We start from the raw sequence: 25,139 nt of genomic DNA, 5'->3' as shown, positions 1-25,139 counted from the left end.
GGGTCGGACGTGCCTCAGACGAGGAGCGGCAACATGTTCTGGGGGGCCGAAACACCCGCTCGTTCAAAGCCGGCAAAGCGTGGCTTGTCCGACCACATTTCCGGCATGATGGCGCGAAACACATGCAGTCCAAAGCCCTTGCGGGAGAGATCGACAAACGCGCAGGTCTTACCGTGCTGTGCCAAACGGGTGACGAGGTTATTGCAGTCGCAGGATGGCATGACCGTCATCGTTTCCACTGTGCCTGAAATTGTCAGGCTGTCGCGCGTTGCCTCGCGCATCCAGACCTCGGCCAGCGGATCGTTTTGCCGTCTGCGCTGGTCAAGCCCGATTTCGGTTTGAAACAACTCAACCACCGCTGAACGACCGGCAGACGCCGGGCTGAGATTGCACCCGAACCCCAGGGCCAGTTCCCGACCGTTGGGTTGGAAAGACAGAGCGGCCACGACCGGAACGCCCAGTTCAGTCGTCAGATCCAGCGCCATGGTTTTACGCGTCCGGTCCTCAATGTAACGGGATATCGCCGCGGGCAAATCCAGCGAATTCAGAGGTATTTCGGGGCGCGGAGCCTGCCGATACCACCATTGCCCGACGGCATCCCGTTCGATCACTTCCAGCAATGCGCGTTGGCGTGCTGCGTCGGGCGTCGCCGCAGAAGCGCAGCCCGAGGTGGTCGCAATCGAAACCGCACTTGGGTCACCCGGCTCTCGGCGGCCAACAAGAACAAGATCTGCCGGGACGAAACAGGTCTCTCCCGAAGCGGTAGAGGCCTGCAGCCAGTCAATGGGGCGGGATGCGTCAAAGGGGGGAGGGCGCCAGTCTACTGCAGCGAAGGGTGAGGCATTCCAAGCTTCGCGGTCTTTCATCTGGCGGGATGAAAAGCCGTTCATAAGGTCTGGCGATATCGCCTTGGTGCCAAGTTCATTCACCGTCGCCCGGATCAGAGGTTCATCGCCCCATTCACAGGCGCTGGCCAGTTCGATGGCCTCTCCGATCGCGCTCGCGTTGCATTGCGCTGCGCTAGCGCCTCGGCCCGCTGCTGCGCGCCCGGAATCGGGACGCGCGGCCCGCGGGTAACCCGGCCATCGCGCATAAGCCTTTTGATTGGGTATGCAAAAGGCAAAGTGGCAGGGATCGTGATCTCGCCTGACGGGTATGACATCGAAATGCTCAATCAATTCACAGTAGGTCAAATTGCGTGTCCATGCTAGGTATCCAAGGATCAGGGACGGGATAAGCAGTTGCAATGATTGGCGCCTTAGACAAGCGCGATTCACCGAAGGTGAGTGTTGCGCCACAGCGGCGAACGATTCTGTTCGCCGATCTGGTCTCTTACAGCCACCATGTCGCCGAAGACGAAGTCGAGACCTTGCGCTTTATGCAAAGATGTTTTGAGCTCTTTGGTGCCTGCAGTGAACGACATGACGGGCGCGTGGTGAAAACAACCGGCGATGGCATTCTGGCGCTCTTTGGCGAGTCGCAGGACGCTGTTGATTTCGCGTTGGAAGTTCAGTCGAGCATCGAAGCCATGGGGAACGACCACGCCTTTCGTATCGGGATAAACACGGGCTCGGTGGATGTGACAAATGGCGATGTGTTCGGCCATGCAGTCAACGTCGCTGCCCGGCTCGAACCGCTTGCGCGACCCGGTGGTATTTGCATATCGCGCGATGTGATTGTCGAAACCTCTGAAGCGACACAGCAAAAATTCGATTCACTTGGTCCGCAACGGCTGTACAATCTTCCCGGCACTTATGAACCCTTTCAGTTTGACGGCGGCTCTGATGCGCCCGGCAGAGGTGGATCGCGCGACGTATTGCATCTTGCCGTGATTGGCGGGCTGGCGTTGCATTCGGGCGGTGCCTCACGCGCCCTGCCAGAAACACAGGATGCTCGGGTTCTGTTGGCCTATCTGGCGATGGCACCAAGCCATTCCGAAGCGGTCGGGCGTCTAAGCGCGCTTCTCCGACCGGATGCCGCGCCGAACGCGGCGCGAGAGGCGACGTATCGCGCGCTCATAAATTTGCAGGACACCATCGGAAACAGCCTTGTGTTGAACGATGAAGTTGCCTCGCTCATACCCGGTCTCGTGCAGACGGATGTGGGCCGGATCATTCGAAATGCTGCGCGTGGTCGCCTGGATGATCTGCTGATGCTCGAGGGGGATTGGGTGCCGCGGATACTGTCCAGCATCGGCGAAGTGAATTCGGCGGTGACCTCGTGGTTGGCGGTCGTCCGCAGCGACGTGCGCGAGCAACTGGTGTTTGTGCTGGAAACCGAGATGCAAAGGAACAACGCGGAGAATGACCCGGCCATTCGTGGAATTGCGCAATCCATTCTCAATATAGAGCCGTGCCATGAAGGCGCGGCGCAGCGTCTCATGCGTCTTCTGAGTGGCGGCGGCAATGTCGCGACAGCCATTCGAGTCTATGATCGTCTCGCTCAGAACCTATCCACCCGCTATGGCCTGTCACCACGACCTGAAACCCTTGCGGCAGCCAGAGGAGAACCGCTCGCCGCGCCAAGAGTGCGCAACCATCTTGCGCCTCTTCGAATTCAGGTCCGTGATTTCGAAGGTCAGTCCGAGGCTCTGCATGCCAGACTTGCTTCGTTCCGGTCCGAGATCATTTCAGGGCTCTCCCGTTTTCGCAGTTGGTCCGTTGTCGAAGGCGATCAGGGCGATCTGCCGGAAGTCAGTTCCGACTATCTTTTGACGGCGCAGCAATCGACCGGGCGCGCCTGCGCGACGCTCACGCTCTGTGCTGCCGAAACCGGACGCATCGTCTGGAGCGAGGATCTGGATATCGGGGCCGAGCAGATGTCAAAGTCTCGGCAGCAAGCGGTCAGCCGGATTGCTGCGATGTTCGAAATGTATGTTCCGACGGATCGGGCGGGCAAGGCGGGGACAGGCGCACATCATGCCATTGTCGATGACTGGCTAAAAGGCGAGAGGTTGTTGACGAAATGGACAAAAGTTGCGTTTGAGCAAGGCATCAACAGTTTTCAGGACATTATCGAACGCGCCCCGGAATTTGCCCCGGCCCATGCGAGCCTCGCCAGTGCTTTGAACGTGTTGCACGTGGTTCGACCGGGGCTGTGCCGCGACCCGTCCATGGCCAAACGTGCGTTGGATGCCAGCAATATCGCGGTTGAACTTGACCCGTTAGACGCGCGCAATCGGCTTGCATTAGCGTGGTCTGCGGCGCTCAAGGGCAATTTCGACCGGGCTGCGCTTAACATGGATATGGCGGAGCGCCTCAATCCGCACAGCCCGCGAACGCTTGCGTCTTGCGCGTTGGGGTTCAGCTTTTTCGGAGAGCATGAGCGCGCCGCGCGGGTACTGGAGCATTGCCTGAACTGCGCCCCGGTCCTGCTGGATTATCAATGGTGCTATGCTGCGTCTGTACGCTTTATGGGTGGCGATGATGTTGGTGCATTAAAGGCTGCGGCGCGGTCCGATGACCGCATCATTGATAATCCCGGCTGGGCCGCCGCAGCCCTTGCAAGGCTTGGAAGGCACGCCGAGGCGCAAACGGCGTTTAACAAACTAGTCCACGACGTCAGCGCGGTTTGGGATGGTGAAACGCCGCCCACCCCGGCTGACGTCCGGGACTGGTTCGTCAACGCATACCCCATCTGGCACGCCGCAGAGCGTGCGGCGCTTGCCGAGGCCCTGAACGCCGCCATGCAGGGCGAAGGTTAGAGACAGCGCCTGAAGGTGAGCGACGACAGCAAATATGGCACGTCTTCGGTTGTTGTCAGGGTTTCGATATCGTCAGTCATATCTTGCAAATACTGATCCTGGAACGTCGCGAAATCACTTGGGATAACGACGTTCATCTTCTTGTCATTTTTCTTGTTGGGCTTGCTGTCCAACTGTACACGCAGTTTGAATTTTTTCGGCGACCCAACCCTTTCGATCGGCGTGCCGACGACCGCAGGCTTTATCTCGGAAATGAACAACTTTACGGTCATAGTGCCAAAGGCCCGCAGACTCTCGGCTTCCTCATTCAATGCCTCATCGTTGAAATCTTCGAGGATCGCAAAGCTTTCGGCCAGAGCGCCGTCAAACCGCAGCCAGATCGTATAACCTCCATCTAAACATTCCTGTATCGTCGAGCGTACGATCGCTTCTTCGTCCGTGCCGGGGACGCTGAAATTTTCGAGCATTTTCTGGCCCATAAAAACCTGCCCGGCTTGTCGTTTGGATGGAACGCCCCAATCCCCAAATCTAGGTCCATCTTCGTTTTTTGTGGTCAATAGCGATGGCATAACAGTCTTCCTTTCAAGTTTCTGGCTTCCAATGGGTCTGCACGACTTCGTGCAGGTCTTTCAGGCCGAACTTGCCGCGCTCGTCGGAAAAGTCCGGTTTGAAATTGCTTAGCAATATTCCGTCGGCGTCGCTGCGGATCGCGCGAAAGATCGTCTCCATGGTGATGCGACTGGCAAGCGGGCCAAAATGTTGACCGGATGCGTGGATGTCCGCCTCGCGCAAGAAATAGAACCAAAGGGGGGTATCGGTTCGCAAGGACGCAGCACTGTCAGAGACCAGAAAGTCGCTTAGGCTGTGCGACCGGGTTTGCGACAGCCGTACCGTGGGCAACCGTCTGGGTAATCTGGCACCTCCCGCTTCTCTGAGGCGGGCATCAGAGAATTCGCAAAGCGATTGAGCGCTGCCGAGGCACAGCCGATTTCCACGAACAAGAGTATGCTCCGCCAGATTGAAAGTGCCGTATTCTATCCCATCGGGTTCAGGGGCGGATGCCAGACAGTCGCCGATCGAGTCGGGCAGCGCGAACATATCCAAAGCAAGGTTTTCATCTATGGCCGCGGACAGGCTCGACTGCATGCTTTCCCCCTCGCTAGGCAATAAAAAGGACCAGCCTGCGGTCCAGTCATCTGGCAGCCTGCGTTCGCCCGCCACATCCACAAAGCGCGAGGCGGCGCTGTGGTGGGTGAACCGCAACAAATCCTTCAGGCTTGCGCCACCGCCGCCTTCACGCCAATGCGGATACCGATAGCGCACCATGGCGTGCCCCAGCCGGAAGCTCGCCGCCGAAAACTCGATGGGGATCAGGCCCGCACCCTCACCTAGCAAGGGCCATGCTTGAGACTGCATCACGTCGCCATAGACAATCGGGTCAATCACGCGGGGAAGGTAGTCGTAAAGGACGATCCACTGCATATGACGGCGCGCGTCGAGATGGGCTTGCGTCTTGTCTGCAGTGCGCGCGGCAAACACTTGGTAGAACTTGGTGACCAGCACAACAAGCTGCGACAGGGTCAGGGTCTGATCGTTGCGCGTGTCAGCCAAAACAGGTGCCCCGCACGGGCTGCGCGGCAGATCCCCCTGCCGACCGGCGCTTGTACAGCCAAGCGCAAGCCCGCCATTGTCGCAGACAGAAGGCAGCGGAGAGAGATCGGTAGCCCGTTCAAAGATCGACTTGAAATCAAGGGTTGCGCATCGAAACCGGACAGAGGAATCGGTTGTCGTTGCCTCATTCCAGGTCAGGTCATGCGCAATCAATTGACCCAAGTATGTATAGGCCGCAGGAATGCCGGTGGCGTCAAATCGATACTTTCCCCACCGCGCAGGCCATTCCGCCATCTTGGACGCCAGTTCCGAGAGCAGGGATTCGTCATGCAGAGGTTGAACCGTCTCTCGGTGAACCCGGTCGTATGGCGTGAATCCGACGCTAGCCGAATGGCATTCACCATTGGTTCGAAAGGTGATGGATTTATCATTGACGGTGGCATCCAACTGCGGCCGGAAAGGCGAATGTGGTTGCCCGTCGAAACTTTCATAGATGCGTAGAGAAGAATCCAGTTTACCGAGCCGCTTGGCCTCAACAACCCTTATTCCGTTGTTCTTCAGTATGTTGAAAATCCCTAGATGAAACTATCCGGAAGCAATGGCAATGCGCGCATATATTATCATAGGTTGAGTTGATTTGATATGGTTCGGATCGCGACTGGGTTGATTGGCGGACTGCCCATACGGACCAAGGGCCCTTTCTTCAGGCGAAGGCACTAGCCGGCGAGGAGATGGAAACGCTGCTATCCGCGCGCGACAAAGCCGCCGTCAACGATGAGGGTTTGACCTGTAATCATTCGGCTTGCGGCAGAAGCCAGGAACAGGACCGATCCGACAATATCTTCGGGAACAAGAGCCTGGGGAAGGCATTGGTTTTCGAGTTGCTGCGCAATGCTGTCGTCTGTCAGCCAAAGCTCCATCTGGCGCGGTGTAACGACCATGCCCGGTGCAAGGGCGTTCACGCGAATCCCATCGCGGCCAAACTCTCGGGCGAGGCTTTGGCTCAGGGAAACGATTGCCGCGTTGGATGATGTATAGGCGGGGAATCCCTTCATGCCCGCCATGTAGGAGACAGACGAAAAGTTGATGATTGCGCCGCCGCCGTTCTGCTTCATCTGCGCAATCGCAGCCTGTGCCGCGAAGAAATACGATTTGAGGTTGATCGCCATGGACCAATCCCAAAAGGCTTCGTCCACATCTTCGGTGTTGTGTCGCTGATCGTTGGCCGCATTGTTCACCAGCACATTGATGGGGCCGTGCCGTTCCGCCGCTCGGCCCATCGCGTCTTTTAGCGCGGGCGTATCGGTGGTGTCGCAGGGCAGAAACAGAGGGACTACGCCGTACTGTTCCTCAACCTTTCGGCAAAACGCGGTGGCATCAGAGCGTTGCACAAAAGCGACCTTGGCACCCTGCGCGACAAACCCCTTTGTGACCGCAGCACCGATCCCAGACCCGCCGCCAGTGACAAAGACTGACTTCCCTTTCAGATCAGAATATTGCCCGCAGTCTGCCGATCGCTGCGCGATGTCCGACGGCAGGCTCACAACGCATTGACAAGTTCAAAAACCGGAATTTCCGCACAGGGGGCAAGACGTCTTGCGCTTTGCATTGTGTATCCTCCGGTCGTTGTGGTTTCTGCTAATCGTTGAGTTTATGCAAAACCTGCGTTGTGCATGGACTGCTGGATATGCGCAAATCCTTCACGATACACGGCTTCGGGACTTTCGGAAAAGTCACGCCAGACCTTGGTGGCGGCCGCCAGATCGGGCAGGCCACGACCGAACGCCTCGATCGTCAGCCAATCATCATAGCCGATTTGCCGGATCGCGGCGTACGTTTCCTGCCAAGGTATGTTGCCGCGTCCGGGTACGCCGCGGTCGTTCTCTGAGATGTGGATGTGTTTTACAATGCCCTTGTTCCGAACCAAGGCGCCAATCGGGTCGGTTTCCTCGATATTGGCGTGAAAGGTATCATACATTGCTTGGATATTGGGGTGCCCGATGGTGCGAATGTGGTCTGCCAAGGAGTCTATCGTGTTCAACAGATAGCACTCAAAACGGTTCACCGCTTCCAGGCAGACAGTCACCCCTGATTTGGATGCAAGCTCACCAGCCTGACGCAGGCTGTCGATTGAGCGTTCGAACTCTTCGCGTGTTGGCCCTGATCCGGAAAAATGGCCGAGGGTCGAATGCAGAGGCCCGTTAACCCGATCCGCGCCCAATGCTGCAGTGCAGTCCAAGACCCAATTCATATGATCCAGACCTGCGGCGCGGTGTGATGGATTCTCGGAGATCAGGTTCTGCTCTGGGTTCCCGTTCGCAGCGGCGGCGGTGCGTGCAAGACCTAGTTCGTCCAACATGCGCCCGGTTGCGGCAAAATCCTCAACTGTTCCTTCAAAGACGGGAACTTCTACTCCGTCAAAGCCGGTCTCGCGGATGTCGGCGAGCAAAGCTTTGTGTTCGGGACCGATATTCGTCGTCCAGAGAAACATGCACATGCCAATTTTCACTGGGATCCCTTTATCTCCTGCTCTCACTTTGCTATCTGGTCTTACCAGAAAGGCATCTTTCGTCAATGGTAATGTTGGCTAATGTACGCGTCGTAGGTCTCGCGATGCTCGGATATGCCCTATAAAGTATGAATATGCCGGGGGCCAAAAGGAGGTTTGTCGAATTCTCCCACTTGACCCAAATTTGTTTCAAATGCTAACTGGTCGAACCAATTTGGATTTCGGTAAGTGCGCCGGTTCGACAGGGACTTTCTAAGGGAAGAGGAAAAACCATGCATCTTTCAACTCACAACTGGATGCGGGCCGAACCGCTCGAGACGACGGTTCGCCGGATCAAGAAAATGGGATATGAAAGCATCGAGATTTCGGGCGAACCGGATCAGTATGACACCAAGGAAACGTTGGCGCTGCTGAAAGAAAACAGCATGCGTTGCTGGGGGGCGGTGACCTTGACGTTGGGCGAGCGCAACCTTGCTGCCAAGGATCAGGGGCAGCGTGAACGCTCGGTTGATTATGTAAAGAGCGTGCTGACCATGGTCAGCGAGCTTGAGGGCGAGATCATAACACTGGTGCCTGCAACGGTTGGCAAGGTGGTGCCGGATGGTACGCCCGAAGAAGAATGGGGTTGGGTTGTTGATGCGACCAAGGAATGTTTTCATCACGCCCAGAAGGTGGGTGTGCGCATCGCGGTAGAGCCGTTGAACCGGTTCGAGACCTATCTTTTCAATCGGGGTGCTCAGGCGCTGGCGCTTGCCGATGCGGTCAGCCCAGACGTGGGCGTTTGTCTTGATGCGTTCCATCTGAATATCGAAGAAGAGGACATGTTTCAGACCATCCGCGATATGGGGGACCGGTTGTTTGATTTTCATGTTGCGGACAACAATCGCTTTGCCGCCGGGTTGGGTCATATCGACTGGCCCAAGGTGATCCAAACGCTCAAGGACATCAGTTATGATGGGGGGATCACGAATGAATTTGTGGCACCTGTCGACCGCACTCCTGCCGCGCCCTATCCTGATATGGTGGACATAAGTCCCACTGACATTTCACCAGAGCAGCTGAAATTCATTCAGGACCATGGATCAAGCGTTCTGACCGAAGAGTTCTACGCGCAACAAATGCAAATCACGGCGGACACGATCCTGCCGCTCATCAAGTAAGTGGCGACATTCTTCGGGGCGCCCATTCCGGGCGCCCTTGAAGATCAAGGGAGTTGCAATGCGAATATCCTCTGCCCGGGCTTGGTGGCTTCAGATCCCGATTGAAGCAGACAAACAGCATGTCAGCGATTTTGGCAGGTTGCGCACGTTTGATGCCGCGATCTTGCGGCTGGAGACAGACGATGGGCTTGTCGGATGGGGCGAGGCCAAGAATGCCGCCGGCAGTGCCGGCACCTATGGCACCCTCGTTCATCTGCTGAACCATGAATTCGGTCCCGCCGTCATCGGTCGTGATCCGGCGGATATCACCTGGATTTGGGAAGATTTGTATAACGGTGTTCGCGCCGAAAAGGCCCGTACGTCTGGTCAGGGGATGCCAGAACTGGCGCGGCGCGGGATGACCATCGCCGCCATTAGCGCAATCGACATCGCCCTTTGGGACATTCTGGGAAAATCCGATGGCAAACCCGTATGGCAACTTCTGGGCGGTCGCAAAGCGGATCGATTGCGGGCCTATGCATCCGGCGGCTGGGCGGACAAGGACAACATTGGTGACCAGTTGCTAAGCTATGTCACCAAGGGTGGATTTGACGGGGTCAAGATGCGTGTCGGGGCAATGGATGGAACGCCGCATCGCTCTGCCGAACGGGTGATTGCGGCGCGGCGCGCGTTGGGGCCAGATATCGATCTGATGGTCGATGCCCATGGGACGTTCTCGGTGGCGGATGCGAAACGTTTTGCCTATTTGGTGCGGGATTGTGATCTGGCATGGTTCGAAGAACCGGTGACAGGCGATGACAAGACGGGCATGGCCGAAGTGCGCGCAGCGACACATGTGCCGATTTCGGCGGGAGAGTCCGAGGCGACACGTTTTGATTTCCGCGATCTGATCGTCGGGCGTTGCGCGGACATCCTGCAACCTGACCCAGCCTGCTGTGGCGGCATCTCGGAGCTCATGCGGATCGGTACATTGGCGTCGAGTTTCAACCTGCGACTGGCACCGCACCTCTGGGCGGGTGCGCCATGCTTTTTTGCAGGGCTACACACCTGTGCGGCGTCTCCGGCCAGCTTTACGGTCGAGTTTTCATTAGGCGCAAACCCGATGATCCACGACCTGTCGAGGAATAAGGTCGCAGTCAGCGATGGTATGATTGCAATTCCGGAGACACCGGGTATAGGCCTCGACATGAACATTGAAACCATCGAAAAATTCGCGAAACATGGGTGATATGGAGGATACCGACTTCCTCCCGTCACTGGCGTCGTATCTTATTGCCACGGCCGAAGCGAAGGCGGGAAAGGCTCCGTCAGAGCGCGAGCTGGCCGAACATTTCACCGTGAGCCGCGGACAGGTGCGCGAGGCGCTTGCCATTCTCGAAGCGATGCAGGTGATCGAACGCCGCGCGAAATCAGGCATCTACCTGCGCAAGGATCACCGTGGCATCGAACAGCTTGCGTTCTTTGCACGGGCGGGATTGCCGCTGGATCCGCGTCAGATCTACGAAGCGGTCGAGGTACGGAAAATCCACGAGATCAAGGCCGCTGAACTGGCCGCCGAGCGGGCAACAGAAGAGAACTTTGCCCGGCTCGAAGGCATTCTGGAAGAATCCGAACGGCGGATCGCGGTAGGCGAGGCGCTTTCTAAGCTGGACCATGATTTTCATCTGGAAATCGTGCGCGCCACGCAGAACGATGTGTTCTATAACTTGTGCACGACATTCTATGTCCTCAGTGAAAAGCGCCTTGCGGTGTATTTTCGAGATAGCAGCCGCAATCTCAAATCCCATCAGGAACATCGCCAAATCTATGAGGCGTTACGACGGCGTGACGGGGCGCTTTCGATGGCCTTGATGAACTCGCATCTGCGCGGGGCGATGAGCTATTGGTTCGAGTTGCTCGAGGACGACGAGGCCGAAACCCTGCAGTAAGAGGCACCTATGACCGGCTCAAAGGTTATCTTTTCAACGCACGCCCTCCATCCCGACGTCACCCGCGACCTGCAGAGCCTTGGGGACTACCGTGTTTCATCGGCACCCACGCCTGATGCCATCCTGAAGGAAAGCGCAGGTGCTGAAATCATTGTGGTACGGGCCAAGATCGCCCCGGAGATCATAACCCGCGAGAAGGGCCTTATCGCGTTTGTCCGGCATGGTGCAGGGCTTGACATGATCCCGATGGATGCGGCCACACAGGCGGGTGTGGTTGTGGCGAACGTGCCAGGCGCCAATGCCACGACGGTGGCCGAACACGTGATCTGGTCGGCACTGGCGCTATTGCGCAAGTATCCGGCGGTCAATGCGGACCTGCGGGGCAGTGGCTGGGAAGCGGGCCGCGTGCATTCGCCTGCGGTTCGTGAATTGTCGGGGCGGACGATTGGCATTTTGGGTGCTGGCAACATCGGGCGCAGAGTGGCCCATATGGCGCGTCACGGGTTTGGTTGTAATGTCATTGCGCAAACGCGGACTCCGGCGGACCTGCCCGATGGGATCGAAGGCGTGTCATTTGATCAGCTGCTGGCGCGGTCAGATATTCTGGCGCTGACCTGCCCGCTGACCCGCGAGACACGAGGCATCATTGATCGCGCGGCCATCGCAAAGATGAAACCGGGTGCGATCCTGATCAATGTCTCGCGCGGGCCGGTGACAGATGAAACCGCGCTTGCCGAGGCACTGGCATCGGGCCACCTCGGCGGCGCGGCGATTGATGTGTTCAGTCAGCAACCCTTGCCGTCCGATCATCCGTTTCTCGCTCTGAAGAATGTGATCCTGACGCCGCATATGGCCGGAATTACCGAGGAAAGCATGTTGCGAATGGGGCAGGGCGTTGTGGCCGAAACACGGCGTATTCTGGTGGGAGAGAAGCCGCAGAATTTCTGCAATCCTGAGGTTTGGGAGCAGAACCGGAAAAGGTTCGGCTAGTCGCCTCAGCCTCGCGGCCCTGATCCGGTGACCGTTGCCATGTTGCTACGCCAAGGCCAGATTGCGCCCGGTTTCAGGATCAAAGAACAGCACCTTTTCGGGCTTCCAGCCAAATCGCACAGAATCATTGATCGCGATCTGGGTTCGCGCAGACACGGTTGCGTGGATATGCAGCGCATCTAAGTCGATGGTGAGGATTTTCATCACGCCATGGTTTTCGATGTCAAAAACAGTTCCCGACGCCGGACCATCCGCAGCGATCACGATGTTTTCTGGGCGTATGCCAAAGCGCAATCTCTGCCCGTCTTTGTCGTGGGAATTTGATACGGGTATCGCGTGGCCGCCCGCATCAAGAATTGCGGTTCCGTCCTTCAGTACGCCATCAAGCAGGTTCATGGGGGGCGTGCCGACAGAACGTGCCACAAAGGTGTTGAGTGGTCTGGAATAGATTTCTTCCGGCGTGCCCACCTGAACGAGCCTGCCTTTGTTCAGCACGCCGATCTTGTCGCCCATCGACATGGCCTCGACCTGATCATGGGTCACAAAAACAAAGGTTGCACCAAGTTCGTGATGCAGTTTTTTCAGCTCAACCCGCAGAACATCGCGCAGGTTTGCATCCAGCGCTGACAGCGGTTCGTCCATCAGGAACACACGGGGTTGCCGCACGATTGCTCGTCCGATCGACACGCGTTGCATTTCGCCACCCGAGAGCTTTTCCACCTTGCGGTCCAGCAGACGGGTGATTTGCAGGGTCTCGGCGGCGCGTTCGACCCGTTCAGTGATTTCGGCGGGCGTAAAGTTTTGGGTTCTCGATTTCAGCGGGAACTCCAGATTGCCGCGCACGGTCAGACGCGGGTAAAGTGAATATTGCTGCAACACCAGCGCGACATCCCGCTCCGCGGTGTTCCATTGCGTTGCATCCTGTCCTTCGATCATGACCTTGCCTGCGTCGGGTTTCTCAAGTCCGGCGATCACCCGCAGAGTCGTCGTCTTGCCCGCGCCTGTCTGGCCCAGCAGCACAAAGAACTCACCGTCCTTGATGTCGAGGTCCACGCCGCGAAGGGCAGTATTGGGGCCAAACTTCTTGTTGATGCCCTCAAGCGCAATATCAGCCATCAGGCAGCTCCTGCCAGGTTCAGTTCGGTTTGCTTGTCAAAGAAATGCGCCTGTTCCGGATCAAGGCTGACCCAGACCTTCTGGCCTTCGCCCTTGACGAAACCGCTTTCGGTGCGGGCGCGCAGTGTGGTGCCGCCCAGCCGGACATCGACGATATCGTGACTGCCAAGAGGTTCGATATTGGTGGCCTCTGCCTCGGAATATCCGTCCGCTTGCTCGTGTTTCAACAGCACCGCCTCGGACCGAATGCCAAGGGTGACGCCCCCGCCGGTGTTGCGCAGCCGGGCCAGTGTATCTTCTTCAAAACGGAACCCACTCTCTGCACCCGCGATCGAAATGCTTGTGCCGTTTATCTTTGCATCGGCGATATTGATTACCGGGGAGCCGACGAATTTCGCCACAAACAGGTTGGTAGGTTTCAGATAGACCACATCCGGTGCCCCGACCATCTGCAGGATACCGTCATGAAGGATGACGATGCGGTCCGCGAGGCTCATCGCTTCGATCTGGTCATGGGTCACATAGACCGAGGTCGAACCACGCGCGATGTGCAGCCGTTTGATTTCGGTGCGCATCTGTTCGCGCAGTTTTGCGTCGAGCACACCCAGGGGCTCGTCCATCAGCAACGCCTGCGGGCGGCGTACCAGCGCACGACCAATGGCGACCCGCTGCATGTCTCCGCCGGACAGGGCTGAGGGTTTGCGATCCAGGTGCTGCGAGATCTGCAAGGTTTCGGCGACTTCCTTGATTGCGCGATCTCGTTCGGACGTGTCCATCCGAACCGCGCGCAGAGGAAAGGCGATGTTTTCACGTACCGTCATGTGCGGGTAGAGCGAGAATGACTGGAACACGAACGCGATGTCGCGGTCTGCGGCCTTACGATCCTGAACTTCGGTGCCGTCGATCAGGATTTTTCCGTCGGTCACGGTTTCCAGTCCAGCAATTGCCCGCAAGGCGGTGGTCTTGCCGCCACCGGACTGGCCGAGCATCACGACGAACTCGCCGTCTTTGATTGTCAGATTGAGGTCTTTGAGGACCTGATTGGTGCCAAAAAACTTTTGCACATTGCGCATCTCGATCTGCGCCATCAAACGATGCCCCCATCTTTGTTGGTTTCAGAGGTGCGCCTTGTTGCAGATGCCGCGCCGGCTGAACCGATCTGTGTGTCGAACATCTCGTCTTCATGTTCCTCTTCGGGTTCCGGATCGGGCGCGATCTTGGAGGTCACCAAAAAGGCGATCAGCCCCACAAGCGTCAGGGTAACACCGTATTTGTGCAGGAACAGGCTCCACGGTTGGCAAAGCGCGATAATGCCAAAGATCATCAGGCTTTGCGCTCCGGGGGCGAGAAAGCGCTGGTTGAAGCTGCGGAAACTCATTTGCGGATCGCTCCGAATGACATGCCGCGCAAAAGGTGGTTGCGCAGAAGGAAGGTAAAGATCGCAACCGGGATCAGGAACAGCAGGGTACCCGCCGCAATGACGGTCCAGTCCGGCAGGCCAGAGCCGACCTGGCTGGGAATATAGGGTGGCGCAGTCTGCGCGTTGCGGTTGGTCATGATCAGGGCGAACGCATATTCGTTCCACGCGGTGATGAAACAGAACACCGCAGTTGCCGCCATGCCGGTTAGGGCCTCGGGGACGACGACCTTGAAGAAAGCCTGCATCCTTGTGTAGCCATCAACCAGCGCGGCCTCTTCGTATTCTTTCGGGATTTCGTCGATAAAGCCTTTCATGATCCACACCGCAAAACTGAGGTTGAAAGCGGTGTATAGGATGATCAGCCCCATATGCGTGTCATTCAGCCCGACGACCCGATACATCAGGAACATTGGGATCGCGACAACCACCGGGGGTAACATTCGGGTGGACAGGATGAAGAAAAGCCAGTCATCTTCGCCCTTCACCTTGAACCGGCTGAACCCATAGGCCGTCAGCGTACCCATCGAAACCGCCAAAACGGTCGAGACAATCGAGACGATCAGCGAGTTCTTGAACCGGTCGCCGTAGCCCGAGGAACGGACTTCGCCGGATTTGCGGTTGCGGACGACCTTCTCACCTCCATCAAACACCATTTGCTCCCACCAGGGCGCGGCGTCGTACTCTTCCTGTGTCGGTTGTTCGCGCAGTTGCGACCGCTTGGTAAACAGTTTGACGAAAGGTGAAACTTCGGGCGTGAACACCACGGTGGGCGGGATCGTCGTCGCGAGATTGCGAGGTTTAAAGGCCGTTGCTGCAATCCAGTAGATCGGCGTCAACATGATGAGCAGCGCAACGAACACGGCGGCAATTGCGACGCGGTTGGTCCACTTTTCGCGGGGCGTACGTACTCCGGCCATGTTAGCGCGCCTTCACTTTGTTGAGATATTTTACATAGATATTGGTGATCGCCACGACCATGATCAGCACGATGTAGGCAAAGGCCGAAGACATCCCGGTCTGCCACTCTTGAAACGCCATCTTGTAGAGGCGGATGGCGATCAACTCCGTTGTGGGCTGCGATGACAGGACATAGGCCAGATCAAATGTCTTAAAGGCCTCCATCGTGCGAAAGATGATCGCGATCATCAGTATCGGCGCGACCAGCGGGAGCGTAATGCGAAAGAACGTATAGAGGCTGCCAGCGCGATCAATCTCTGCGGCTTCGTACAGGTGTTTTGGCACCGCTGAGAGGCCGGCCAAGGACAGCAGCATCACAAACGGCGACCACATCCAGATATCGACGATTGCGATAGCCCAGAGCGCCATGTCGGGATCGGCCAGCCATTCGAATTTTCCGAGCCCGAGGAAATAGTTGATGATGCCGAAATTGGGATCATAGAGCAGTTTCCAGAACAGCCCGACAACGGCCATCGACAACATCATCGGCAGCAAGAGCAGCGTGGTGATCAACCCCTTGGCCGGAATTGCACGGTTCAGCAGCATGGCAAGCCCGAACCCGACGATCACCTGCCCGGTGACAGAGATCAGCACGTATTTGGCGGTAATTGAAAAGTTCTTCCAGATGAACGGATCGCTCAGCAGTTCGCGATAATTTTGCAGGCCCACGAACTTTGCCGGGGCATTGGTTGAGGCTCGGAAATCGGTGAACGAATAGCCAAGCGAATAGAGCAGTGGGAAAATGTTGAAGATGATCAGAAATGCGATGGTCGGAATGATAAAAAGATTTCGGATGGTCAGATCACTTAGCCCCTTGGCCGCCGCGCGGGAATTGGGGTCCAATCTGGTCATTACTTCAGTGGCCACTGGAGAGCATCCTTGCGTGTCAGAGCGCATGAAAGGAAGGGGCGCCGCAGCGCCCCTGTGAAGAGTTGACGATTATGCGGGTTACTGCCCGCGATCGTATTTCTCAAACGTGGCCTTCCAGTCGGCGGCCAGCGCGTCCAGCGTTTCAGCCGCAGTGCCTTCGTCGCCCACGATGTAGGGATAGAGGCGCTGATTGGCCGCTGTCAAAAGCTCGGCAAACTCGGGAACCGCCCAGAAGTCCTTGACGGTGAACATCGTCTGATAGAACGCTTCGTTATAAGGCGTCGCCTGGCGGAACTCATCGGATTCCAGTGTTTCGGCGTGCGCGGTATAGCCACCCAGTTCTGCCCAGCGTTGCTGAACCTCTGGCTGAATGAACCATTCGAGGAACGCCATTGATGCGTCCTGATTGTCTGAATAGCTCACAACCGAAATGCCCTGACCGCCAAGTGCCGCGTGCTTGGCACCACCCGGACCGGCCGGATTGGAAAAGAAGCCGGTGTTGGCCGCGTGCGGGTTGGTTGCCTCGTTCAACAGCGCCGGGAAGAAGGCGAAGTAGTTCATCGACATGGCCACAAGGCCTTCGGTGATCGCCTGATTGTTCTCGACAAAGAAAGTCTTGGCCCAGCCCGGAGGGGTGTAGCTGTAGAGCTTCTTGTAATTCTCAAGGGCTGCAACCGCCTCTGGACCGTTTACGATACCTTCGACTTCGTAGGTCTCAAAGTCGCCCAGTTCCGCGCCGTAGGAGAAAATCGCGTTTTCAACGCCCATGACCAGCGCATCATAGCTGTTGTCAGTATAGATCGCGATGCCATAGCGGTCTTCGTCAGGGCGATGAAAGAACTCGGCAATGTCTGTCATCTGCTCCCATGTTTCGGGCGGGGCGAGATCATAGCCGTACTTGGCCTGGAACGCCTCCATCTCGGCGGGGTCTTCGAACCAATCCTTACGATAGGACCAGCCGACCGCGTCACCCTCTGCCGGGATGGCCCAGAATTTGCCCGAGTTACCGGGGTATTCCGCATAATACTTGACCGTGGCAGGGGCCATAATTTCGCCGATGTTATGTTCGGCAAAGAAATCCGTGAGGTCGACGTAATGGCCGCCTTCGGACGCGGCACCAAGCCATTGGCTGTCGCCCACGATCATGTCATAGGCGCTACCGCGTGCGTTGAATTCGGTGAAGGCCTTGGTTTGAAAGTCGGCCCAGGGCGTGGTTTCCACGGTCACGGAGATTCCGGTGTCTTCTTCGTATTCGTTGACCAGTTCCTGCAGATAATTTGCCGGATCCCATTCAGCCCAGAAGATCACCAGATCTTCGGCCCAGACAGACGACGCGGAAAGCGCACCAAGTGCCACCCCCGCCAGCATCCCGTTCATTTTGGTTTTCATTTCCATCCTCCCAGAATTGTTCGAACCGTGTTGCCTGGTTTCTTGTTTGCCCAGGCTCACGAACACGGCTGCAGGGAACGACGGCTTCGAAACCTGCTTCTATTTTGGTATTACCAGATGAAATGCTCTGTCAAGACATTGTTTGATGTATGAGTGCGCGCTCAGCATCCTTAACATATGTTGAAAAACTAGTGTATCGGCGAATATTGTTGTGTTAGCGTGATGCCTGAGCCTGTGAATTTCATGGAAATGGCGGCGCGTGAGAAGCAAAAAACATCGTCAACTGGCCGGACCAGATTCCAAATCAAAGGGGGCGAGCGTGAGACTTTGATCTATCTGGTGGGCACGTCCGATACGAAAGCAGAGGAAATCATCTATCTGAGCAACCTGCTGGCGCGCCCCGGGGTCGAGGTTTGCTCGGTGGACGTCGGAACGCGCGGTCTTGGATGCAAGATGGATGTCCCCCCGGCGGTCGTCGCTGGCCACCATCCGGATGGCGCCGATGCGGTGCTCGGCTCAGACGATCGCGGGAAATCGGTGGCCGCGATGGCGGGGGCCTTTGCCGCGTTCTGCGGGACGCATGCGACCCAAATAGATGCGATTATCGGGGTGGGTGGCGGTGGTGGCACGTCGATCATCTCCCAAGGGATGCGCGAACTGCCCTATGGCGTGCCAAAGGTCATGGTCTCGACACTCGCATCAGGCGATGTTTCGGCGTTCATCGACACCAGCGACATAATCATGATGCCGTCCGTGACCGATATTGCCGGGCTCAACCGGATCAGCCGACATATCCTGCACAACGCCGCACAGTCTGTTCTTGGCATGGCGACGCACCCTTATGTTGCGCAAAACGACATGAAGCCAAGCGTGGGCTTGAGCATGTTTGGTGTCACGACACCCTGCGTGACGCAAATCAGCGCAAGCCTTGAGGACCAGTTTGATTGTGTGGTGTTCCACGCCACCGGCACCGGCGGGCGCAGCATGGAAAAACTGCTGGGTGAAGGAATGCTGGGCGGTCTGATCGACATGACGACAACCGAAATCGCTGACGAAATCGTGGGCGGCGTCCTGTCCGCGGGCGCAGCACGTCTGGACGCGGTGATCACTAGCGGTAAGCCTTATGTCGGGTCTGTTGGCGCATTGGACATGGTCAATTTTTGGGCGCCAGACACGGCGCCGGATGCGTTCAAGGACCGGCTGTTCTATCATCATAATGCCAACGTGACCCTGATGCGCACGACCGCCGAAGAATGCGCGCGGATCGGCACTTGGATCGCGGACAAGCTGAACAGGGCAGCCGGGCAGGTTGTGATGTTGCTCCCGGAAAAGGGTATTTCGGCGCTGGATATCGATGACGGACCCTTTTGGGATCCAGATGCTCAGGCGGCGCTGTTCGGGGCCATCGAGCAGAACCTGCGTGCAACCGACACGCACCAGATCAGACGACTCCCATTTCATATCAACGATCCTGCCTTTTCCGCCGCTGCGGCAGAGGCCTACCTGAGCATTTCATAGGACACACCATGCCAGCCATCGCGCGCGCGACGATTCTCAAGTACCTCAATGCCCTGATCGATGCGGGACGTCCCATTGTTGGCGGCGGTGCCGGGACCGGGCTTTCAGCAAAATCCGAAGAAGCCGGCGGTATTGACCTGATCGTGATCTACAATTCTGGTCGCTATCGTATGGCCGGGCGCGGTTCCTCTGCGGGGCTGCTGGCCTATGGCAACGCCAACGAGATCGTCAAGGAAATGGCGGTCGAGGTCTTGCCGGTCGTGAAACATACCCCGGTTCTGGCCGGGGTAAACGGCACTGACCCGTTCATCCTGATGCCCCAATTTCTGGGCGAGCTGAAGGCGATGGGCTTTTCCGGAGTCCAGAATTTCCCGACCATCGGCCTATTTGACGGGACCATGCGGCAGAGTTTTGAAGAGACCGGAATGGGCTATGGGCTTGAGGTCGACATGATTGCCGAGGCGCACGCGCTTGACCTGCTGACCACACCCTATGTGTTCAACCCCGAAGAGGCTGTGGCCATGACCAAGGCGGGCGCGGATGTCGTGGTAGCCCATATGGGGGTCACAACAGGCGGCACCATTGGGGCAACCTCGGCCAAGAGCCTCGCTGACTGCGTGGCAGAGATCGATGCCATATCGGTCGCGGCAAGGTCGGTGCGTGACGATGTGATCGTGATCTGCCACGGCGGACCGATCGCAATGCCCGAGGACGCCGCATTTGTTCTGCAGCACTGCGACCGGTGCCACGGGTTCTACGGGGCCAGCAGCGCCGAACGATTGCCGACCGAAATCGCAATCCGCGATCAGATCGGGCGTTTCAAGGACATGGATATGACCGTCAAAAAGGGGGAGTAAGCATGACTGCTATGAACAAGTACTTTGTATATCCGCATGATGTGGACAATTTCGGGTTTGACTGGGGGCGGCTGGCGTTGACCTGCGCGCCAGAAGTCAACGGCGCTGCGCAGTTTTCGGCGGGCGTGGTATTCGTCCCACCTGGTCAGGGGCACAGCCGCCACAATCATCCGGGCGCGGAAGAAATCATTTTTATCGTCAAGGGAACCGGCGAGCAAATGATCGAAGATGAAAACGGCATCCCCGAAACGCGCAGCGTTGGCCCCGGTTGCACAGTCTTCATTCCCGAGAGCAGATTTCACGCGACCCAGAATACCGGGTCAGAGCCGATGGAGATCTTTGTGGTCTACTCTCCTGTCGGCCCGGAAAAGGCGTTGCGCGAAGCACCCGATTTCCACGTGATACCGGCCAGCGAAATGAGCGGAGCCTGACATGACCGATCTAAGTTACGATTTTGATCACCTCGACAGTCTGATGGACGAAGCGGGACTGGACGCGCTGTTGGTCACGTCCAAACACAACGTTCGCTACCTGTTAGGCGGGTATTCGTTCATCTTCTTTTCCGCGATGGATGCGATCGGGCATGGCCGCTATCTGCCGATCATCGTCTATGTGAAGGGGGATCGCGACAAGACTGCCTATATCGCCAACCCGATGGAGAAGGGTGAAAACGAGAATTCGCCATTCTGGGTGCCGCATTTCTATCCCATGGCATGGGGCAGCGTCGACAGTGTCAATCAGGCCATCGCGCATCTCGAAAAGGTCGGCTTCAGCACCGGGCGGGTTGGCGTTGAACCATCGTTCCTACCGTCAAATTCGCAGGATTTGTTGCGGGACGCCTTGCCGAATTCTGCATTTCTTGACGCCACATCGGTGCTGGAGAACCTCCGCGCGGTAAAATCCCCTGCGGAACTGGCGCTCTTGCGCAAAGCCTCAGAGAAAATCACCGACTCAATGCGCGCAACCATCGCCGCTTCAGGTGCCGGTAGCACCAAGCGCGAGATTATCGAACGTTTGCGGCTGGAAGAGACGAAACGCGGGTTGCATTTCGAATATTGTTTGTTGACTCTGGGTTCCAGCCACAACCGCGCGGGTTCGGCTCAGGCTTGGGCAAATGGCGAGGTGCTGTCGATTGATTCAGGCGGTAACCTGCATGGCTACATCGGTGATATCTGCCGGATGGGAGTGCTGGGCGAACCGGATGCTGAACTTGTCGACTTGCTGGGCGAGATAGAGGAAATCCAGCAGGCAGCCTTTGCCGAAGTCAGAGCCGGCGCGCCGGGAGCCGCCGCAATCGCTGCGGGTCAGGCGGCTTTGGAACGGCAACCCAACAAACAATACACCGACTTTTTTGGTCATGGCATGGGGCTGGTCAGCCACGAGGCACCGTTCCTTTTGACCAACCATCCCGTCGCCTACGAAGGGCGCGACGCTGACAAGCCGCTCAAGACGGGTATGGTTCTTTCCATCGAGACGCATATGCAACACCCGACGCGCGGTTTCATCAAGCTGGAAGACACCTTGACGGTAACCGATAGCGGTTACGAGATGTTCGGAACCGAAGGTCGGGGCTGGAACCTCGGCGGCACGGGGTAAGGCGTATTGAGCGCCGGTTTTGGCGGGGGAGTGCTCCAGGATCTGAATCAGGCTGGCTCACAAGATAAACCTTCAGGAGGGGTGGGCTGATTGGTCTATCACCCCTAAAAATCCCATAATGCCTCGCTGCTGTGTTGATGCGACCCGACGGATCCTGCCATGACCGATGCCACAATTTCCGACCATATCACTGGCCTCTTGATAGATGGCGCGTGGGTGACACCCGCGACGGGTCAGTAGTTTGATACCACCGCACCAGCGGATGGCCGGGTGTTTGGCCGCATCGCCAGCGCAGGCGCGGCAGATGTGGACCGGGCCGTTGCGTCGGCCCGACAGGCGTTGCAGGGAGATTGGGGACGGCTGAACGCGGCAGAGCGCGGGCGGCTGTTGCTGCGGGCAGGTCAGATTGTGGTGGACCGGGCCGAGGAACTGGCCAGCTTGAGGCGCGCGACACCGGCAAACCCATTGCACAGGCTCGCGCAGGCATCACGGCCTGCGCGCGCTATTTCGAGTATTATGCCCGTGCCGCTGACAAGGTTCACGGCTAAACGATCCCGGTCCAGAATGGCAATGATGATTTGGGCTTCACGCAGCGAGTAAAAAATCTCACCGTTCAGCAGCTCGGCCTTATGTATCAAACGCACCAACAATCTAGCTGATTTTCCGGCCCATGTGAATCACAATGAGGCATGGAACTTGTCATACAAACACTGACCCGCAAGCGCGCTGAAATCATCGGCGCAATCAAGAAACACGAGGCGCAGATTGCACAGGCCAAGCATGACCTGGCGCACGTCAACGCGACCCTAAAGATACTGGACGGATCAAACAGCGGGAACCGGGCGTACATCGTATCGCAGGGGTTCTTTGCCAAGGGCGAGATTGCCACCATCTGCCAGCGCCACCTTGCGGATGGTCCGTTAAATACGCGGGAACTGGCGGAGCGTGTCATGGGCGAAAAGGGTTTGGACATATCGGACACGCCGCTGCGTAACTCTGTCGTCTACAAGGTCGTACAGGCGCTCAGACACGCGGCAAGGCGCAATGCGGTGCAGATGGTTGAGAAGCGTGGCGGGTTGTGTGTTTGGGGTCTTTCGGTGAGAACATTACGAGACCCTGCGGAAAAATTGCCCGTACAAGCCCTTAAAGTACCTCAAGCACCCTAGACAGCCAAAATCTCCTAATGGCCAGAAATCGAGCGTCTCACGGCCTCTCATGGCCGCTTTAGTAATTTGTGGGTTGCCGAATCTATATTCGGTGGGTACAACGGAAAAAGCCACAAGACCTTGCCGGGTCTTGTGGCTCACATCAACCGCCGTCAGAGGGCGAATTGACTATTTCCGTATGGGTGTTTTCACACCAAATCCACATACAGTCAAGCTTTCTGGCGGCATTTTCTCGAAGGAAATGCCATGAGAAACGACAATAGAAGACCAAGCAGACGACTTACCGAAGATGATGCGAAAATCATCAAAAAGCGTTTGTATGCGGGGGACATGCAAAGCCGCATTGCCGCAGACTTTGACGTGAACATTGGCCGTATCAGCGAAATAAATACGGGTAAGAAATTCGCGCACGTGCAATAGAATTGGGGGCTTCGGCCCCCTTTTCGTTTACGCTGCGCGCTGCCAGTATCCTTTCCAGTTCCGGCTAACCGGCGCGTCCATCGCGTTGCTGACGACAATCTTTGCCATCGTGCCGTTGTCGGTGCGGCGGTTATCTTCCAGCCATGCGGAGTGGTTCGCATACTGGTGCAGGTACTTGGGTGATACGCCGTGGTGCTGACCTTCAACCATGTTGCGCAGGCGGGAAAAGAAGCTTTCAACCATGTTGGTGTGCTTCCCGTGGTCGCTGTAGACTTCGCTGTGGTTAACGCGGTCAACGTCAAAGCCCTTGTGCAGCAAGTCCCAATGGCTCGCTTCATCGGCTGACATGGTGGACAGGCGCGACACGTTCTCGTTCGCCAGTGTAACACCCTCGGCCTCAGACATGCCCACGAACGGCAGGGTGCGGCCTTCACGCTCACGCATGGCGATAACAACACGGCGCTTGCCGGTCTGGTGTTCTTTCTTGCGACGATCAACGCGGTTGATTTTCTCGTTGGCGGGGCGGATGTGACCGCCAAAATACGCACCATCAATTTCAACGTGACCTTCCAGAACTTCGCCGGTCTGGATTTCTTGTGCCATCGCTTCGCGCAGTTTGTGCGCCAGAACGAAGGCTGTCTTGTACTGGCAATCCAGATCGCGCGACAATTGAACCATGCTCATGCCCTTGGAAGCATTCACGATGAGGCAGATCGCGGCCAACAGGTCAACGAAGTCCATCTTGCGGCTGGCAAAGATTGTGCCGCTGGTCACGCTGAACTGGTGGCCGCAACCCTTACACTTGAACTTGCGGCGGGTGGTGATGTTGTAGGTTTCACAGCATCCGCAACGAGGGCAAACGGCTTCGCCTTCTGTCTCAGGCCAGCGCATCTCACAAAACACTTTGTAAGCGGCATCCTCACCAGCCTTGTAAATGCTACGAAGGCTGAGAGTGCGGGAAGCTGCTGAAAGAAGAAATTGCTGTGCCATTGTATCTACCGTGATTACCTATATCACGTATATAGTACGTATAGGTATGGTTTACAATGGCAAATATCACATATATGATGCCTTTATCATTTATGGAGCGACGACATGCCAGACCAGAGCGATTGGGAAGCCAAAGCGGCAAACATCTTGAAGGCAGAACTAAAGCGCCAAGGCGTTACCTATGCGCAGTTGGCTGACTTGATTGGTGACAAGGAGCCGAACGTGCGCAATAAGCTGTCACGCGGTAAATTTTCAGCGGCTTACTTCTTGCAATGTCTAAGCTCTGTTAACGTGGATCGGCTTCATCTAAGTTAGTGGAAGCCCCAAGAACTCGATGGAGCCCGAGCTTGTATCGTCTCTTATTTGCCGAGCTAAGTTGGGCGGTATCACAAAAGTAACGCTATCAAACTCACAGTTGTGAAAAGTCGTATTCGAAAACGCAACCACACCTTTTAGATATCCATCCCCAACAACGATGAAGTTGCAGTCACTCATAGTCGGGTTGTGAACAGACACATTGTTTCCAAACGCCATGACCATAGGGCCAGTGAAGCGGCACGCTCGAAAGGATTTGTTAAACAGGTGTTGGTGAAAATATGAGAATATATCCGCCACAGCAATTACTTCTTTATTGAAGTCATCCTGTAGAGGGTTAATTCTGGTGGATTTCTCTGCCCTCTTTCTCGCTAGCGCCGCTTTGGCCATCTGATGCCTTCCGACTCCAATACCAAGCCAGATTAGCGAAAATACTAACGCCCCGGAAAAACCACAAAACACCCAACCTATGGGGCCATAATGGTTAGGGTCTGGACCCATTGATTTCAGGCGAGCATCATGATTCACCGCCGGAAAACTGAGCGGTGATATGTCTGATCTTTTCTGGTTGAGCGACGCGCAGATGGCGCGTTTGAAGCCCTATTTTCCGAAGTCGCACGGCAA

General features: G+C 56.8%; 25 protein-coding genes. 13 read left to right on the top strand and 12 right to left on the bottom strand.

The window, feature by feature from the left end:
- Nucleotides 1-14 precede the first annotated feature (14 nt).
- Nucleotides 15-1,247, bottom strand: a complete 1,233-nt coding sequence (locus ABJO75_RS24290) for a YcaO-like family protein (RefSeq protein WP_348130633.1) — start codon at nt 1,245-1,247, stop codon at nt 15-17.
- Here ABJO75_RS24290 and ABJO75_RS24285 point away from each other — a divergent pair.
- Nucleotides 1,247-3,703 carry an adenylate/guanylate cyclase domain-containing protein gene (locus tag ABJO75_RS24285; RefSeq protein WP_348130630.1) on the top strand — a complete coding sequence of 819 codons (2,457 nt, stop codon included), beginning with the start codon at nt 1,247-1,249 and terminating at the stop codon, nt 3,701-3,703. The two genes, ABJO75_RS24290 and ABJO75_RS24285, sit on opposite strands and share 1 nt — an antisense overlap.
- On the opposite strand, the gene ABJO75_RS24280 is transcribed toward ABJO75_RS24285, so the two are convergent.
- The 4 genes from ABJO75_RS24280 to ABJO75_RS24265 form a co-directional block, all read right to left on the bottom strand.
- A complete protein-coding gene (locus ABJO75_RS24280; RefSeq protein WP_348414021.1) occupies nt 3,700-4,170 on the bottom strand; it encodes a hypothetical protein in 471 nt (156 codons plus the stop codon). The genes ABJO75_RS24285 and ABJO75_RS24280 overlap by 4 nt on opposite strands.
- Nucleotides 4,171-4,285: 115 nt before the next feature.
- Complete coding sequence (locus ABJO75_RS24275) at nt 4,286-5,608, bottom strand: hypothetical protein (protein WP_348130625.1); 1,323 nt, start codon at nt 5,606-5,608, stop codon at nt 4,286-4,288.
- A 449-nt stretch (nt 5,609-6,057) separates the two neighbouring features.
- A complete protein-coding gene (locus ABJO75_RS24270; protein WP_348130622.1) occupies nt 6,058-6,858 on the bottom strand; it encodes an SDR family oxidoreductase in 801 nt (266 codons plus the stop codon).
- Nucleotides 6,859-6,965: 107 nt separating this feature from the next.
- Complete coding sequence (locus tag ABJO75_RS24265; RefSeq protein WP_348130620.1) at nt 6,966-7,823, bottom strand: sugar phosphate isomerase/epimerase; 858 nt, start codon at nt 7,821-7,823, stop codon at nt 6,966-6,968.
- 272 nt (nt 7,824-8,095) lie between these two features.
- On the opposite strand from ABJO75_RS24265, the gene ABJO75_RS24260 reads away from it, so the two are divergent.
- Genes ABJO75_RS24260 through ABJO75_RS24245 form a run of 4 tightly spaced genes read left to right on the top strand, consistent with a single transcriptional unit; the run spans nt 8,096 to nt 11,901 of the window.
- Nucleotides 8,096-8,983, top strand: coding sequence for a sugar phosphate isomerase/epimerase (locus tag ABJO75_RS24260; RefSeq protein WP_348130617.1), 888 nt, complete (start codon nt 8,096-8,098; stop codon nt 8,981-8,983).
- Between the two features lie 58 nt (nt 8,984-9,041).
- Nucleotides 9,042-10,211, top strand: a complete 1,170-nt coding sequence (locus tag ABJO75_RS24255; RefSeq protein WP_348130614.1) for a mandelate racemase/muconate lactonizing enzyme family protein — start codon at nt 9,042-9,044, stop codon at nt 10,209-10,211.
- Nucleotide 10,212: 1 nt separating this feature from the next.
- A complete protein-coding gene (locus tag ABJO75_RS24250; protein ID WP_348130611.1) occupies nt 10,213-10,911 on the top strand; it encodes a FadR/GntR family transcriptional regulator in 699 nt (232 codons plus the stop codon).
- A 9-nt stretch (nt 10,912-10,920) separates the two neighbouring features.
- Nucleotides 10,921-11,901 (top strand): hydroxyacid dehydrogenase, encoded by a 981-nt coding sequence (locus ABJO75_RS24245; protein ID WP_348130608.1) that lies wholly within the window; start codon nt 10,921-10,923, stop codon nt 11,899-11,901.
- A 45-nt stretch (nt 11,902-11,946) separates the two neighbouring features.
- On the opposite strand, the gene ABJO75_RS24240 is transcribed toward ABJO75_RS24245, so the two are convergent.
- From ABJO75_RS24240 to ABJO75_RS24215, 6 genes are all read right to left on the bottom strand, one after another.
- Nucleotides 11,947-13,017: an ABC transporter ATP-binding protein gene (locus tag ABJO75_RS24240; protein WP_348130605.1), complete on the bottom strand. Its 1,071-nt coding sequence runs from the start codon at nt 13,015-13,017 to the stop codon at nt 11,947-11,949.
- Nucleotides 13,017-14,105 carry an ABC transporter ATP-binding protein gene (locus tag ABJO75_RS24235; RefSeq protein WP_348130602.1) on the bottom strand — a complete coding sequence of 363 codons (1,089 nt, stop codon included), beginning with the start codon at nt 14,103-14,105 and terminating at the stop codon, nt 13,017-13,019. Before ABJO75_RS24235 ends, ABJO75_RS24240 begins: the two co-directional genes overlap by 1 nt.
- Nucleotides 14,105-14,395, bottom strand: coding sequence for a hypothetical protein (locus ABJO75_RS24230; RefSeq protein WP_348130599.1), 291 nt, complete (start codon nt 14,393-14,395; stop codon nt 14,105-14,107). The genes ABJO75_RS24235 and ABJO75_RS24230 overlap by 1 nt, the downstream gene beginning before the upstream one ends.
- Nucleotides 14,392-15,354, bottom strand: a complete 963-nt coding sequence (locus ABJO75_RS24225) for a carbohydrate ABC transporter permease (RefSeq protein ID WP_348130596.1) — start codon at nt 15,352-15,354, stop codon at nt 14,392-14,394. The genes ABJO75_RS24230 and ABJO75_RS24225 overlap by 4 nt, the downstream gene beginning before the upstream one ends.
- 1 nt (nt 15,355) lies before the next feature.
- Entirely contained in the window at nt 15,356-16,261 is a 906-nt protein-coding gene (locus tag ABJO75_RS24220; RefSeq protein WP_348130593.1) for a sugar ABC transporter permease, read from the bottom strand.
- An 81-nt stretch (nt 16,262-16,342) separates the two neighbouring features.
- Entirely contained in the window at nt 16,343-17,653 is a 1,311-nt protein-coding gene (locus tag ABJO75_RS24215; RefSeq protein WP_348130590.1) for an extracellular solute-binding protein, read from the bottom strand.
- A gap of 222 nt (nt 17,654-17,875) precedes the next feature.
- Between ABJO75_RS24215 and ABJO75_RS24210 the strand changes: the two genes are divergently transcribed.
- From ABJO75_RS24210 to ABJO75_RS24180, 7 genes are all read left to right on the top strand, one after another.
- A complete protein-coding gene (locus ABJO75_RS24210; RefSeq protein WP_348130587.1) occupies nt 17,876-19,171 on the top strand; it encodes a Tm-1-like ATP-binding domain-containing protein in 1,296 nt (431 codons plus the stop codon).
- 8 nt (nt 19,172-19,179) lie between these two features.
- Nucleotides 19,180-20,028 (top strand): phosphoenolpyruvate hydrolase family protein, encoded by an 849-nt coding sequence (locus ABJO75_RS24205; protein WP_348130585.1) that lies wholly within the window; start codon nt 19,180-19,182, stop codon nt 20,026-20,028.
- A 2-nt stretch (nt 20,029-20,030) separates the two neighbouring features.
- Nucleotides 20,031-20,459: a cupin domain-containing protein gene (locus ABJO75_RS24200; RefSeq protein WP_348130582.1), complete on the top strand. Its 429-nt coding sequence runs from the start codon at nt 20,031-20,033 to the stop codon at nt 20,457-20,459.
- A gap of 1 nt (nt 20,460) precedes the next feature.
- On the top strand, nt 20,461-21,624 hold the full coding sequence (locus ABJO75_RS24195; protein ID WP_348130579.1) for a Xaa-Pro peptidase family protein: 1,164 nt from the start codon (nt 20,461-20,463) through the stop codon (nt 21,622-21,624).
- Nucleotides 21,625-21,894: 270 nt separating this feature from the next.
- Nucleotides 21,895-22,224 (top strand): aldehyde dehydrogenase family protein, encoded by a 330-nt coding sequence (locus ABJO75_RS24190; RefSeq protein WP_348130576.1) that lies wholly within the window; start codon nt 21,895-21,897, stop codon nt 22,222-22,224.
- Nucleotides 22,225-22,313: 89 nt separating this feature from the next.
- Nucleotides 22,314-22,790 (top strand): hypothetical protein, encoded by a 477-nt coding sequence (locus tag ABJO75_RS24185; RefSeq protein ID WP_348130573.1) that lies wholly within the window; start codon nt 22,314-22,316, stop codon nt 22,788-22,790.
- Between the two features lie 246 nt (nt 22,791-23,036).
- Entirely contained in the window at nt 23,037-23,210 is a 174-nt protein-coding gene (locus ABJO75_RS24180; protein ID WP_348130570.1) for a hypothetical protein, read from the top strand.
- A 27-nt stretch (nt 23,211-23,237) separates the two neighbouring features.
- Here the strand turns inward: ABJO75_RS24180 and ABJO75_RS24175 are convergent, their stop codons facing one another.
- Complete coding sequence (locus tag ABJO75_RS24175) at nt 23,238-24,200, bottom strand: IS1595 family transposase (RefSeq protein WP_348130567.1); 963 nt, start codon at nt 24,198-24,200, stop codon at nt 23,238-23,240.
- Nucleotides 24,201-24,305: 105 nt separating this feature from the next.
- Between ABJO75_RS24175 and ABJO75_RS24170 the strand changes: the two genes are divergently transcribed.
- Nucleotides 24,306-24,515 carry a DUF6471 domain-containing protein gene (locus ABJO75_RS24170; RefSeq protein WP_348130564.1) on the top strand — a complete coding sequence of 70 codons (210 nt, stop codon included), beginning with the start codon at nt 24,306-24,308 and terminating at the stop codon, nt 24,513-24,515.
- Nucleotides 24,516-25,139: the final 624 nt, after the last annotated feature.

This window comes from Sedimentitalea sp. (assembly GCF_039973035.1).
Taxonomy (GTDB): domain Bacteria; phylum Pseudomonadota; class Alphaproteobacteria; order Rhodobacterales; family Rhodobacteraceae; genus Sedimentitalea.
This window is presented reverse-complemented; position numbering and strand designations above follow the sequence as displayed.

Coding starts and splice junctions, on each gene's coding strand:
- ABJO75_RS24260 (WP_348130617.1), top strand. CDS start 8,096: ATGCATCTTTCAACTCACAACTGGATGCGGGCCGAACCGCTCGAGACG.
- ABJO75_RS24200 (WP_348130582.1), top strand. CDS start 20,031: ATGACTGCTATGAACAAGTACTTTGTATATCCGCATGATGTGGACAAT.
- ABJO75_RS24195 (WP_348130579.1), top strand. CDS start 20,461: ATGACCGATCTAAGTTACGATTTTGATCACCTCGACAGTCTGATGGAC.
- ABJO75_RS24230 (WP_348130599.1), bottom strand. CDS start 14,395: ATGAGTTTCCGCAGCTTCAACCAGCGCTTTCTCGCCCCCGGAGCGCAA.
- ABJO75_RS24170 (WP_348130564.1), top strand. CDS start 24,306: ATGCCAGACCAGAGCGATTGGGAAGCCAAAGCGGCAAACATCTTGAAG.
- ABJO75_RS24275 (WP_348130625.1), bottom strand. CDS start 5,608: ATGGCGGAATGGCCTGCGCGGTGGGGAAAGTATCGATTTGACGCCACC.
- ABJO75_RS24185 (WP_348130573.1), top strand. CDS start 22,314: ATGGAACTTGTCATACAAACACTGACCCGCAAGCGCGCTGAAATCATC.
- ABJO75_RS24175 (WP_348130567.1), bottom strand. CDS start 24,200: ATGGCACAGCAATTTCTTCTTTCAGCAGCTTCCCGCACTCTCAGCCTT.
- ABJO75_RS24215 (WP_348130590.1), bottom strand. CDS start 17,653: ATGAAAACCAAAATGAACGGGATGCTGGCGGGGGTGGCACTTGGTGCG.
- ABJO75_RS24180 (WP_348130570.1), top strand. CDS start 23,037: ATGAGAAACGACAATAGAAGACCAAGCAGACGACTTACCGAAGATGAT.
- ABJO75_RS24250 (WP_348130611.1), top strand. CDS start 10,213: ATGGAGGATACCGACTTCCTCCCGTCACTGGCGTCGTATCTTATTGCC.
- ABJO75_RS24280 (WP_348414021.1), bottom strand. CDS start 4,170: ATGCTCGAAAATTTCAGCGTCCCCGGCACGGACGAAGAAGCGATCGTA.
- ABJO75_RS24245 (WP_348130608.1), top strand. CDS start 10,921: ATGACCGGCTCAAAGGTTATCTTTTCAACGCACGCCCTCCATCCCGAC.
- ABJO75_RS24225 (WP_348130596.1), bottom strand. CDS start 15,354: ATGGCCGGAGTACGTACGCCCCGCGAAAAGTGGACCAACCGCGTCGCA.
- ABJO75_RS24255 (WP_348130614.1), top strand. CDS start 9,042: ATGCGAATATCCTCTGCCCGGGCTTGGTGGCTTCAGATCCCGATTGAA.
- ABJO75_RS24235 (WP_348130602.1), bottom strand. CDS start 14,105: ATGGCGCAGATCGAGATGCGCAATGTGCAAAAGTTTTTTGGCACCAAT.
- ABJO75_RS24285 (WP_348130630.1), top strand. CDS start 1,247: ATGATTGGCGCCTTAGACAAGCGCGATTCACCGAAGGTGAGTGTTGCG.
- ABJO75_RS24210 (WP_348130587.1), top strand. CDS start 17,876: ATGCCTGAGCCTGTGAATTTCATGGAAATGGCGGCGCGTGAGAAGCAA.
- ABJO75_RS24205 (WP_348130585.1), top strand. CDS start 19,180: ATGCCAGCCATCGCGCGCGCGACGATTCTCAAGTACCTCAATGCCCTG.
- ABJO75_RS24240 (WP_348130605.1), bottom strand. CDS start 13,017: ATGGCTGATATTGCGCTTGAGGGCATCAACAAGAAGTTTGGCCCCAAT.